The 11,420-nt window shown below is 63.2% G+C and carries 11 protein-coding genes; 5 read left to right on the forward strand and 6 right to left on the reverse strand.

Translation table 11 applies throughout. The features are described from left to right. Positions 1–35: 35 nt before the first annotated feature. Complete coding sequence (locus AC07OV_RS25455; RefSeq protein WP_495093215.1) at positions 36–1,040, reverse strand: transketolase-like TK C-terminal-containing protein; 1,005 nt, start codon at positions 1,038–1,040, stop codon at positions 36–38. Between the two features lie 145 nt (positions 1,041–1,185). Here AC07OV_RS25455 and AC07OV_RS25460 point away from each other — a divergent pair, with 145 nt between their 5' ends. Then, positions 1,186–1,365 carry a hypothetical protein gene (locus AC07OV_RS25460; RefSeq protein WP_494996409.1) on the forward strand — a complete coding sequence of 60 codons (180 nt, stop codon included), beginning with the start codon at positions 1,186–1,188 and terminating at the stop codon, positions 1,363–1,365. 8 nt (positions 1,366–1,373) lie between these two features. On the opposite strand, the gene AC07OV_RS25465 is transcribed toward AC07OV_RS25460, so the two are convergent. Continuing rightward, positions 1,374–2,408: an AraC family transcriptional regulator gene (locus tag AC07OV_RS25465; RefSeq protein WP_176998891.1), complete on the reverse strand. Its 1,035-nt coding sequence runs from the start codon at positions 2,406–2,408 to the stop codon at positions 1,374–1,376. 4 nt (positions 2,409–2,412) lie between these two features. Then, positions 2,413–3,543 carry a carbon-nitrogen hydrolase family protein gene (locus tag AC07OV_RS25470; protein ID WP_495093216.1) on the reverse strand — a complete coding sequence of 377 codons (1,131 nt, stop codon included), beginning with the start codon at positions 3,541–3,543 and terminating at the stop codon, positions 2,413–2,415. Positions 3,544–3,755: 212 nt separating this feature from the next. Here AC07OV_RS25470 and AC07OV_RS25475 point away from each other — a divergent pair, with 212 nt between their 5' ends. Beyond that, a complete protein-coding gene (locus AC07OV_RS25475; protein ID WP_495093217.1) occupies positions 3,756–5,795 on the forward strand; it encodes an oxidoreductase in 2,040 nt (679 codons plus the stop codon). A 57-nt stretch (positions 5,796–5,852) separates the two neighbouring features. Next, complete coding sequence (locus AC07OV_RS25480) at positions 5,853–6,737, forward strand: 1-aminocyclopropane-1-carboxylate deaminase/D-cysteine desulfhydrase (protein ID WP_495093218.1); 885 nt, start codon at positions 5,853–5,855, stop codon at positions 6,735–6,737. A gap of 44 nt (positions 6,738–6,781) precedes the next feature. On the opposite strand, the gene AC07OV_RS25485 is transcribed toward AC07OV_RS25480, so the two are convergent. The 3 genes from AC07OV_RS25485 to AC07OV_RS25495 all read right to left on the reverse strand — a co-directional run bounded on the left by AC07OV_RS25485 (position 6,782) and on the right by AC07OV_RS25495 (position 9,522). Further along, complete coding sequence (locus AC07OV_RS25485; RefSeq protein ID WP_176998887.1) at positions 6,782–7,375, reverse strand: cytochrome b; 594 nt, start codon at positions 7,373–7,375, stop codon at positions 6,782–6,784. 114 nt (positions 7,376–7,489) lie between these two features. Further along, complete coding sequence (gene phnX / locus AC07OV_RS25490) at positions 7,490–8,317, reverse strand: phosphonoacetaldehyde hydrolase (protein WP_495093219.1); 828 nt, start codon at positions 8,315–8,317, stop codon at positions 7,490–7,492. A 50-nt stretch (positions 8,318–8,367) separates the two neighbouring features. Then, positions 8,368–9,522, reverse strand: coding sequence for a 2-aminoethylphosphonate--pyruvate transaminase (locus AC07OV_RS25495; RefSeq protein ID WP_495093220.1), 1,155 nt, complete (start codon positions 9,520–9,522; stop codon positions 8,368–8,370). A 113-nt stretch (positions 9,523–9,635) separates the two neighbouring features. Between AC07OV_RS25495 and AC07OV_RS25500 the strand changes: the two genes are divergently transcribed. Together AC07OV_RS25500 and AC07OV_RS25505 are read left to right on the forward strand one after the other, a co-directional pair. Next, entirely contained in the window at positions 9,636–10,493 is an 858-nt protein-coding gene (locus AC07OV_RS25500; RefSeq protein ID WP_494996414.1) for a LysR substrate-binding domain-containing protein, read from the forward strand. 99 nt (positions 10,494–10,592) lie between these two features. Next, positions 10,593–11,300, forward strand: a complete 708-nt coding sequence (locus AC07OV_RS25505; RefSeq protein WP_131698122.1) for a YebC/PmpR family DNA-binding transcriptional regulator — start codon at positions 10,593–10,595, stop codon at positions 11,298–11,300. Positions 11,301–11,420 lie beyond the last annotated feature (120 nt).

Genomic DNA, 11,420 nt, shown 5'->3' on the forward strand with positions numbered 1-11,420 from the left:
GGCAAGCCAGCTCCCACAATTAATCGCACTCCAGTTCATTCGAGTGGGTACAGGGCCATCGCTGTTTCCACCTGATGAAGATCAATACACCCTTCATCCGCCAGCGCTTTGAGCGCCGACACCACGATCCAATACCGGCTCGGCGCTGACGCCTGCACCGTCCCCGCACCCAGTGCGACAAACCTGGCACTCACATACCCCGCCAACTGATCGACAATCGCCTGCGGGTAGCCGGTCACGGCAATCACGGGCGCTTGGCTGTCGCCCAGGCAATCGTGCAGATGGCAGCCTTGCCTGGGCGCTGTGGGGTGCAAGCGGTCCCACCGTTCGGCCGCCGCCGCTTCACGGGCCAGGCGGGTATAGCTAGGGCAACTCCACACCTGGGCTGAAATATTCCAGTCCTGTTCCAGCAATTGCGCAGCGTGCATCACCGCTTCCAGTGCCCGGCCGGCGCCGAGCAGTCGCACATCGGCCGGGCCGTCAGGCGTGATCCGGTACATCCCCTTGAGTGCGTGCTTGCGCTGCCGGGTATTGAGCGGCATGGGGTTCTCATGGTCATGCAGCGTCAGGTAATAAAAACCGGGCATGCCGTCGACATACAGCCGGCGCAGACCTTCGAGCACAATCGCGCGGGCTTCTTCTGCGCAAGCCGGGTCATACGGGGTGCAGTGGGGATGGGTGGCGAGCCACAACGGCAGTGAAGGTTGTGCGCCTTTGGGCCAGGTCGAGGGTTGGTTCTCGATGCTATTGCACAGGATGCCGCGTCGCGCCGTCTGGTCCGAGAGTGCACACAATTGCGCAGAAGACGCTGCACTGTGCAGGTACAACAGCGGCTTTTCCGCGGTGTTGCGTGCGAACCAAACCGGCCAACTGTTTGCACGGCGCGAGTGTGACTGGCCGCGAATCACCCAGGCATGACGGCTGGACTCCAACGTATGGGCCATCGCCATGACGGTAGACAGCGGTGAGCAGCGCGGCTGCCCGGCAGCCTTCAATGCATCGATGCAGAGCAGCGCCGAAAGCGCGGTTGAAGCGGGCATGGGTCGAGCCCCCTGATGGCGAAAGCCCATACCCTAATGGAAATATTCGTATAATTGCAATTGCAATGATTGCAAAAGTCGCTCAAATCCGAGGTGCTAAATCGTCGCAACGCTGCTACGTTTATTCTGCAAGTGCAGGAACGTCATGGCGTCGACATTTTTTCGTCATCACGGCACTTTAGGCTGGGTTTGCAGGTCATTTATCTGCAACCGCTTTCTACCTGAAAAGGAGTCCACCATGGACGATTACCAAGAAGAGCTGCTGGAGTACCACGCGTTTGAAATGGATCCACTGGATCCAGCCGACGACGCCACCGAGCTGTAAGACCGACTTCAGGCGGAATGCCGCTGACTGCGGCGAAATTCCCCTGGGGTCTGGTTGTTCCACCGCCTGAACGCCCGTTGAAATGCCTGGGCCGAGGCAAAACCGAGCAAGTAGGCGATCTCGCCGAACGCCAGTTCCGTGTCGCGAATGTAGGTCATGGCCAAATCGCGGCGGGTATCGTTGAGAATCGCGCGAAACTGAGTGCCTTCTTCGGCCAGTTTGCGGCGCAGCGTCCAGGTTGGCAGCTTCAAGCGTGCCGCCACTTCTTCCAGGTCGGGTTCCCGGCCGCCATTGAGCATCGGCCCGAGCAACCGGGTAATGCGCTCGCGCAGGCTGCGGGTGCGGGTCAACTGCTCCAATTCCCGTTCACATAATTGCAGCAGCATCTGCCAGGTACTGGGGCAGTGCTGGGGATTGCGCAGGGCCAGGGTGTGCTGGCTTAAGCGCAGTTGGTTGGCCTCGGCGCCAAAGTGCAACGGGCCATCGCCCAGCACGCTGTAGTCTTCGCTGTAGTCCGGCGCTTCGAACTCGATATCAATGCGTTGTGCCTGCACCGGCTGCTGGGCCAGGCTCGACAATTGGTGCAGCCAGCCGGCGATGATCGAGTCCACCACAAAGCGGTTGTAGGCGTTGTAGGGGCTGATGGAATAGAAGCGCAGCCAGGCGCCTTCGGCGTCCTCATGAAAGCTCGACTGCCCGCGATAGTTGGAACCGTACAACGCTTCGAAACGGGTCAGGGTGCGCGCCGCTTCCCGCACGTTGGGCGCCTGGGCGGCCGTCACACCCGCGAGGCCAGCCTGGCTCAGGCGGCTGAGCTGGCCCATGCGCAAGCCCAGGCTGGGCGCGCCGGTGAGCTGGATAGCCGCGTGGCCCAGGCGCATGTAGCGCGGGATCGACAACCGCGCACCGGCTTCGGCGAGACGCGCCGGGTCGAGGCCGTATTGCAGCAGCAGCGGTTGCGGGTCCAGGCCATGGCTGTGGATGGCATCGGCCAGCGCTTGCACGAAGCCGACCGACAGATCCCCCAGGCGTACGGGCTTCACGGTGTCACAACCAGATATTCAACAAGCGTGCGCCACGGGTGCCGCTGTCGGCGGTGACTTGCCCGTTGCTGCTGAGGAAACTGTGGCCGGCAGTGCCCAAATCCCAGAACTGCCCGCGCAGGAACACGCTCATGCCGGCGGTGGCTTGGCTGACCGGCTGTTGGCTGATCAGGGTCAGGCGGCGCCACGCTTCGCCTTCGCTGAGTTCTTCGGGCTTGAGGCTGATTTCAGTCGGCGTCGAGACACTTTTAAAGCCGCGCCACGGGCGATCCCAGGTGTCGCGGCCGGTGACGAACGCCGGCACTGCCACCAATTGTGCGCCTTGCTCATTGAGTTTGCGGTAGTTGTCCGGGTACCAGCTGTCGCTGCCAATCAACACGCCCAGGCGACCGGCCGGGGTATCCACCACGCTGACGATGTTTTCATCTCCCGGTTCGATAAACCCGCGCTCGTCGTAGATCGGGTAGAACTGGCGCTGCGGCTGGCCAACGGGCAGGCCGTTGGTACCGAACACCAGGCTGGCGTTGTACAGCGCGCCGTGGCCCACATGCAGTTGGCCGTCTTGAACGCTCGGGTTGGGCAGGGCGATGGAGCCCGCCACCAGGGTCACACCAAATTCTTTGGCCAGGCCGCCGAACAGCGCCTGGTAGTCGCGGGCCATGCCCTTGGCTTTCATGCGCAAGTAGGCGTCGTCGGTACGGTTATCGCCGGTGGCGCCGATCCAGGCACGGGCAAACAGGAACGGGTTGCTGGCCGACAGCCAGTTCATTGCATCTTTAAGGTGGGTGGCCTGGTACAGCTCGTTTTTCTCGCCGCTGAGCATCAGCCAGGTGCCGATGTGCTCGGGCAGCACCACGATGGTTTTCTGATTGATCAACCCCTGGTCCCGGGCCTTTTGCAGATAGGCCGCGAGCTTCAGGTGCAGGCGTTCAAGGCTCTGGTAGTCGGCCGGGAACAGCTCCGGCTGGATACCCAGCAAGTTGCCCCGATCGGCCGGCAGGCCTTCGTTGACGGCCAGGGTAATGCGCAGGTCCGACAGGTAATGCGCCACGGGGCGCTCCTGGGTCCAGACCAGATACGCGGCGACGGCGGCAACCAGGGCCATGGTGACGGTGAAGGCAAGAAGTTTACGCATGGGGCAACAGACAACAGACCGTGTATAGGGTTCGCCGACTAGGGTAGGGCCCATGGCGGGGCTTGCCAAGGGGCGCTGTGCATTTGGATCAATAACTTGTGAGTTTCGGTCATTGAGCCGTCGTCCAGCGCCTCTTAGTCTGTGGGACATAAACCGATGGCAGGCCATTCGAGCCTGTCACGTCCCGTGATGATCCGTTGTGGAGCTGTACCATGAGCGCTGCTGCCTACCCGCACCTGTTGGCCCCGTTGGACCTGGGTTTCACCACCCTGCGCAACCGTACCCTGATGGGCTCGATGCACACCGGCCTGGAAGAAAAACCCGGTGGTTTCGAACGCATGGCCGCCTACTTTGCCGAGCGCGCCCGTGGCGGTGTCGGCCTGATGGTCACCGGTGGCATTGGCCCGAACGATGAAGGCGGTGTGTACGCCGGTGCGGCCAAGCTCACCACCGACGAAGAAGCACAGAAGCACAAGATCGTGACCCAAGCGGTGCACGAGGCGGGCGGCAAGATCTGCATGCAGATCCTCCACGCCGGCCGTTATGCCTACAGCCCCAAGCAGGTGGCGCCGAGCGCGATCCAGGCGCCGATCAACCCGTTCAAGCCCAAGGAGCTGGACGAGGAGGGCATCGAGAAGCAGATCCAGGATTTCGTCACCTGCTCGTTGCTGGCCCAGGTGGCCGAGTACGACGGCGTCGAAATCATGGGCTCCGAAGGCTACTTCATTAACCAGTTCCTCGCCGCCCACACCAACCATCGCACCGACCGTTGGGGCGGCAGCTACGAAAACCGCATGCGCCTGGCGGTGGAAATCGTGCGCCGTGTGCGCGAGGCCGTGGGCCCGAACTTCATCATCATTTTCCGCCTGTCGATGCTCGACCTGGTGGAAGGTGGCAGCACCTGGGAAGAGATTGTGCAGTTGGCCAAGGCCATCGAGGGCGCGGGCGCGACGATCATCAACACCGGTATCGGCTGGCACGAAGCGCGAATCCCGACCATCGCCACCAAGGTGCCGCGTGGCGCGTTCAGCAAAGTCACCGCCAAGTTGCGCGGTGCGGTGCAGATCCCGTTGATCACCACCAACCGCATCAACACCCCGGAAATCGCCGAGCAGATCCTGGCCGAGGGCGACGCCGACATGGTGTCCATGGCGCGGCCGTTCCTCGCCGACCCGGAGTTCGTCAACAAGGCGGCGGCCGGACGTGCCGATGAAATCAACACGTGCATCGGCTGCAACCAGGCCTGCCTGGACCACACCTTCGGCGGCAAGCTGACCACTTGCCTGGTCAACCCGAGGGCGTGCTACGAAACCGAGCTGAACTACCTGCCGGTCAAGCAGATCAAGAAAATCGCGGTGGTCGGCGCTGGGCCTGCGGGCTTGGCGGCAGCCACGGTAGCGGCGGAGCGTGGCCACCAGGTGACGTTGTTCGATTCGGCCAGCGAAATCGGCGGCCAGTTCAACATCGCCAAGCGCGTGCCGGGCAAGGAAGAGTTCTTTGAAACCCTGCGGTATTTCAAGCGCAAGTTGCAGACCACCCACGTCGAGCTGTGCCTAAACACCCGCGTGGATGTGGCGCAATTGGCGGCCGGCGGCTATGACGAAATCATCCTGGCCACCGGTATTGCCCCGCGCACGCCGGCGATCCCGGGTATCGAGAACGCCAAGGTGTTGAGCTACCTGGACGTGATCCTGGAGCGCAAGCCCGTGGGCAAGCGCGTGGCCGTGATCGGTGCTGGCGGTATCGGTTTTGACGTGTCGGAATTCCTCGTGCATCAGGGCGTCTCTACCAGCCTGGACCGTGACGCGTTCTGGAAAGAGTGGGGCATCGACACCCAGCTGCAGGCTCGTGGCGGCGTGGCCGGCATCAAGCCGCAGCCGCACGCACCGGCGCGAGAAGTGTTCCTGCTGCAACGCAAGACCTCCAAGGTGGGCGACGGCCTGGGCAAGACCACCGGCTGGATTCATCGCACCGGCCTCAAGAACAAACAGGTGCAGATGCTCAACAGTGTCGAATACCTGAAGATCGACGACGAAGGCCTGCACATCCGCATCGGTGCCGAGGGCGAGCCCCAGGTGCTGGCGGTGGACAACATCATCATCTGCGCCGGCCAGGACCCGCTGCGTGAGCTGCAGGACGGCCTGGTCGCCGCCGGCCAGAATGTGCACCTGATCGGCGGTGCCGACGTGGCCGCCGAGCTGGACGCCAAGCGCGCCATCAACCAGGGCTCGCGCCTCGCCGCCGAGCTGTAAAAGCGGAAAAGGGACGGTGTTAGACTACCGTCCCTTTTTTCATGCAGATATTTGCCGATGGGCCCGTTCGATTGGCTTCCCCAGGCACCCCTTGAACCTTTGCCGTTGGACTGGCTGAAAGGTGTCGAGTTGGCGGTGCTGCGCCTGGACCGTATCGACCCGCTGATCAGCGGCAACAAGTGGTTCAAGCTCACGGGGCACCTGGCCCAGGCGCAAGCCGCCAGCGGGCTTATCAGCCTGGGCGGCGCTTACTCCAATCATCTGCACGCCGTGGCGGCGGCGGGGAAACGCTTTGGGTTTCCCACCGTCGGCCTGCTGCGCGGCCACCCGCAAGACACTCCCACGGTTCTCGACCTGAAAACGTTCGGCATGCAATTGCATTGGCTCGGTTATGGCGGTTATCGCGCGCGCCATGCGCCGGGTTTCTGGGCGCCTTGGCAGGAGCAGTACCCGGATTTTCACCCCGTGCCCGAAGGCGGCGGTGGGCAGGCGGGTGCAGCGGGGTGCGCGGTGCTGGTTGAGCAGGTGCGCGGGCAATTGGCGGCGCTCGGCTGGGACGATTACGACGCCTGGTGGCTGGCAGCGGGTACCGGCACCACGTTGGCGGGGTTGGCACTGGCGGAGGCTGGTGCGCACCTGGTATACGGCGCCATGGCCGTGCCCGATGATCACGGTGTCGCCCAGAATGTCGACGCCATCGTGCGGGGTGGTTATGAGCTGTTGGACGCCAGCCGAGGAGGCTTTGCCAAGGTCGACCCGCTGCTGCTCGACTTCATCGATACCACCGAACGCGCCTGCGGCCTGCCGCTGGAGCCGCTCTACACTGGCAAGGCGTTGTTGGCGTTGAAGCAACAGATCGAAGCCGGTCGCTTCAGCCCCGGCACCCGCCTTATCTTCGTGCACACCGGTGGCCTGCAAGGCCGCCGGGGCTTTGCAGCCTAGCGCAGATCCCCTGTGGGAGCGGGCTTGCTCGCGAATGCGGTCTATCAGTCAACTGTTTTGGTGGTTGTTCCGCTGCCTTCGCGAGCAAGCCCGCTCCCACCTGGCATCATTCTCAAGGCAGTGTTATCGCGCAGCACATAATGATGAAAGATACCCGCCAGGGCATGCAGCCCGATCAGCCAGTAGCCGATCTTGCCGAAGAGCACGTGCCAGCCTTCGATCTGCTTGGCCAGGGCCTTGTTCTCGGCGATCAGCGGTGGCAACTCTATGCCATAGAACATCACCGAATGCCCCTCGGCGCTGACGATCAGCCAGCCGGCAATCGGCATGCCGATCATCAAGGCATACAGCGCAAAATGCATCAGGGTGGCCAATAAGCTCTGCCATTGTGGCGGTGCCGGTACGATCTTCGGCGCAACCCCCAGGCTGCGGGCAAACAGGCGCAGCCACACCAGCACAAACACGGTGAGACCGAACATGAAGTGCATTTCAACGATCAACGTTCGCCCGCCACTGCCTTTGGGGAATTGGCCGCGTAACTCAATGCAGGCGTAGACCACCGCCAGCAGCACCACCATCAACCAGTGCAGCGCGATCGACATGGTGCTGTAGCGCGTATCGGAGTTTTTCCACGGCATCGCTGGGTTCCTCACTCATCAGGGCAAACCTCCGCTCTAGGGCGGCGGAGTTCTTTAACTGTATGCCGGTTTTGAGCGGTTTGCCTGGCGTGAATGCCGTTGTTTTGACCTCTATCAGTGGCTTTGCGGCATTTCACCGCGGGCCAGGCGTTTGTTGATATCGGTGATGACCGCCGGCAAGTCGTTGAGGGTGTCGATCAGGTAGTGCGGGCGCGAGCCTTCGAACAGCGCTTCGATGCGCTTGCGCTCGCTGGCCAGGGTGGCCGCATCCAGGGCACGGAACTGCTCGTAAGTCAGACCCAGGGCGTTGCCGGAGCAGGTCAGGGCCACGGTCCACATGCCGGCGCGGCGACCTTCGAGAATGCCTGGCACGGTGTCGTCAACCTTGACGCACGCCGCCACATCATCGATGCCCAGGGCAATCACGTTGGCCAGTGCCTGGGCCGGCCAAGGGCGACCGTTGGGCACTTCGTCGGTAGCCACCACATGGTCGGCGATGTAGCCGTTGGTGGCGGCCAGGGCGACGACCTTGTCCATCACTTGCTTCGGGTAGCCGGAGCAGCTACCCACCTTGATGCCTTGCACCCGCAGGCGCGCAATGGTGTCCAGGGCGCCGGGGATCAGGGCCGAGTGCTCGGCGATTTTCTCGATCTGCAGCGGCATGAAGCGCTGGTAGATGGCGGTCACATCATCGTCGGTCGGCGTGCGGCCAAATGCTTGGCGGTAGCGCTCGGCAACCTGCGGCTGATCGCAGAGCGTGCGGATGTGGTCCCACTTGCCCATGCCCATCGGGCCACGGGCTTCTTCGATGGAGACCTGCACGCCGAACTCGGCGAAGGCTTCGACAAAGATCTGGGTGGGCGCGAACGAACCGAAGTCGACCACGGTGCCGGCCCAGTCAAGAATGACGGCCTGGAGGGTGTTGGGGTTTTGATAGTTCATACACAAATCCTGTAGGAGCTGGCTTGCCAGCGATGAACGAAAATGAGGTTTTACAGATGGACCGCGTCGCCTGTGATCGCCGGCAAGCCGGCTCCTACAGGTTCGAGCACGTTCATGTCTTGCAGTGCCTGCGCGATCGCCGCCACGGCAGCCCGCATCCCGGCCGCATCCACATGCCCGATGCAGCCCACGCGGAAGGTGTCCACCTGGGTCAATTTGCCCGGGTAAAGGATGAATCCCTTGGCCTTGACCCGTTCGTAGAAGTCCTTGAACTGATAACGCGGGTCTTTGGGGGCGTGGAAGGTGACGATGATCGGCGCCTGGATTGCGGCCGGCAGGAAGCTGCGCAAGCCCAGCTCGGCCATGCCGTCCAGCAACGCCTGGCAGTTACTCGCATACCGCTGGTGCCGCGCGGGCAGGCCGCCTTCTTCGTGGTATTGCAGCAAGGCTTCGTGCAGGGCCGCGACCACGTGGGTCGGTGGGGTGAACCGCCACTGACCGGTCTTGGCCATGTAGGCGTGTTGGTCGAACAGGTCCATCGCCAGGGAGTGACAGTTGCCCTCGGCGACGGCCAGCGCCTGCTTGTCGGCGAAGACAAAACCCATGCCCGGCACACCTTCCAGGCACTTGCCCGAGGCGGCGATCAAGGCGTCGAACGGCACGTGGCGGGCGTCGATGGCCAGCGCGCCGAAGGAACTCATGGCGTCGATGATCAAGCGCTTGCCGTGCTGTTTCACGACCTGGGCGATTTCCGGCAGCGGGTTGAGGATGCCCGTGCTGGTTTCGCAGTGGATCAGCGCAACGTGGGTGATGCTGTGGTCGGCGAGCAACAGGCGCTCGACGTCGGCGGCGGTGGTGGGTTCGTCTTCGGCGGTTTCAAAGGTGCTGAAGTCGCGACCGAGCACTTCGCAGATCTTCGCCAGGCGCTTGCCGTACGCGCCATTGATCAGCACCAGCACCTTGCCGTTGCGCGGTACCAGGGTGCCGATGGCGGCTTCAACGGCGAAGGTGCCACTGCCTTGCAACGGCACGCAATGGTGGCTGGCTTCGGCGTGAAGAATCGCCAGCAGTTGGGCGCAGACGCTGGCGGTGAGCACGTTGAAACGGTCGTCCCATGAACCCCAGTCCACCATCATCGCCTGGCGTGTGCGGTTCGAGGTGGTCAGGGGGCCGGGAGTCAGCAGGATCGGCGCGGCAGTGGTCATCTCAAGTCCTCGCAAAGCATCGGGGGTTGAATCTACGGCGCCTAAATTGCAGTTTGGCTTGTTATCAATCAAATTGTTTGTTGTTATGCGAGCTATCAGTGAGGCCGATAGCTATGAACCTGTTCCAATTGCGTGCATTCGATGCCGTGGCCCGCGAGGGCAGCTTTACCCGTGCGGCAGCGCGGCTGTTTATCAGCCAGCCGGCGGTGACCGGGCATATCAAGGCCCTGGAGGAGTACTACCAGATCCCGCTGCTGCGCCGCACTGCCCGTCGCGTGGAGTTGACCGAGGAGGGCACGCGCCTGGCGGCCATCACCCGGGCGATCTTTGGGTTGGTGGACGAGGCACAGACGCTGCTGGAGGCCAACCGACAACTGCTCACCGGGCGCCTGGAAGTGGCCGCCGATGGCCCGCACCTGGTGATGCCGATGATCGCCAGCCTGCGTGCGCGCTACCCCGGCATCACCGTCAACCTGCGCCTGGGCAACGCCCAGGAAACCCTGGCGGCGCTGTTGTCCGAGCATGCCGATGTGGCCGTGCTCACCGAAGTGGAGCCGCGCACTGGCTTGCACCTGCAGCCGTTGAGCGAGTCGCGGATCTGCGCCCTGGTGCCGGCCGGGCACCCGTGGACGGTCGAAAAGGCGGGCATTCGCCTGGAGCAGTTGAACGAGGTGATCATGGTGCTGCGTGAACCCAGCTCCATCACCCGGCGCACTTTCGACAACGCCTGCCTGGCGGCCGCGGTGCAGCCCAAGGTGTTGCTGGAGCTGGACAGCCGTGAAGCGGTGACCGAGGCCGTCGCCGCCGAACTGGGGGTGGGGGTGGTGTCGTCGATGGAGGTCAGCCAGGACCCGAGGGTGCGTGCGGTTGCGCTGCAGGGCGAGGGGCTGGTGAACCGGCACATGCTTGGCTGCATGGAGCGGCGTCGATCGTTGCGTCTGATCCAGGCGTTTTTCGAGCTGGCGCCCTGACGGTTTTTGGTGGAACGATGGGTTTTTGCGCTATAAACTCTGCCCCCAAAGCGCCGGCCAGTAGACGTTTGGGCGCGATGGACGAAAAGAGAGTGAGTCATGGGCGCACAGTGGAAAGTCAAACATAAAGAAGCGGCAGCCAATGCCAAGGGCAAGATCTTTGGCAAGCTGGTGAAAGAAATCACCATCGCCGCCCGCAACGGCGCCGACACCGCCACCAACGCCCACCTGCGTCTGGTGGTGGAGCAGGCCAAGAAGGCCTCGATGCCCAAGGAAACCCTGGACCGCGCCATCAAGAAAGGCGCCGGCCTGCTGGGTGAAACCGTGCAGTACCACCGCGTGACCTACGAAGGGTTTGCCCCGCACCAGGTACCGCTGATCGTTGAGTGCGTGACCGACAACATCAACCGCACCGTGGCGGAAATCCGCGTGGCCTTCCGTAAGGGCCAACTCGGCGCGTCCGGCTCCGTGGCCTGGGACTTCAACCACGTCGGCCTGATCGAAGCCTCGCCGGACACCCCGGACGCCGACCCGGAAATGGCCGCCATCGAAGCCGGCGCCCAGGATTTTGAAGACGGTGAAGAAGAGGGCACCACCCTGTTCATCACCGAGACCACTGACCTCGACGCCGTGCAGAAAGCGCTGCCGGAGCAGGGCTTTACCGTGCTGTCGGCCAAGTTGGGCTACATCTCCAAGAACCCGGTGAGCGGCCTGACCGACGAGCAGATGGCTGAAGTTGAAGCCTTCCTGGAAGGCCTGGACAACCATGACGACGTGCAGGACATGTTCGTCGGCCTGGCAGGCTGATCAGACCACCTCTTTGTCTGATACCCCCACCCTGTAGGAGCCCGGGGGGGGGGGGGGGGGGGGGGGGGGGGGGGGGGGGGGGGGGGGGGGAAGGGGGGGGGGGGAGGGGGGGGGGGGGGG

It is taken from the genome of Pseudomonas sp. GW821-FHT09A09 (assembly GCF_059418405.1).

Bases quoted from the DNA above. Each gene is read 5' to 3' on its own strand.
- AC07OV_RS25485 (WP_176998887.1), bottom strand. From the start codon at position 7,375: ATGCCGTGGAAAAACTCCGATACGCGCTACAGCACCATGTCGATCGCG.
- AC07OV_RS25475 (WP_495093217.1), top strand. From the start codon at position 3,756: ATGAGCGCTGCTGCCTACCCGCACCTGTTGGCCCCGTTGGACCTGGGT.
- AC07OV_RS25455 (WP_495093215.1), bottom strand. From the start codon at position 1,040: ATGCCCGCTTCAACCGCGCTTTCGGCGCTGCTCTGCATCGATGCATTG.
- AC07OV_RS25480 (WP_495093218.1), top strand. From the start codon at position 5,853: ATGGGCCCGTTCGATTGGCTTCCCCAGGCACCCCTTGAACCTTTGCCG.
- AC07OV_RS25500 (WP_494996414.1), top strand. From the start codon at position 9,636: ATGAACCTGTTCCAATTGCGTGCATTCGATGCCGTGGCCCGCGAGGGC.
- AC07OV_RS25460 (WP_494996409.1), top strand. From the start codon at position 1,186: ATGGCGTCGACATTTTTTCGTCATCACGGCACTTTAGGCTGGGTTTGC.
- AC07OV_RS25505 (WP_131698122.1), top strand. From the start codon at position 10,593: ATGGGCGCACAGTGGAAAGTCAAACATAAAGAAGCGGCAGCCAATGCC.
- AC07OV_RS25495 (WP_495093220.1), bottom strand. From the start codon at position 9,522: ATGACCACTGCCGCGCCGATCCTGCTGACTCCCGGCCCCCTGACCACC.
- AC07OV_RS25470 (WP_495093216.1), bottom strand. From the start codon at position 3,543: ATGCGTAAACTTCTTGCCTTCACCGTCACCATGGCCCTGGTTGCCGCC.
- phnX (WP_495093219.1), bottom strand. From the start codon at position 8,317: ATGAACTATCAAAACCCCAACACCCTCCAGGCCGTCATTCTTGACTGG.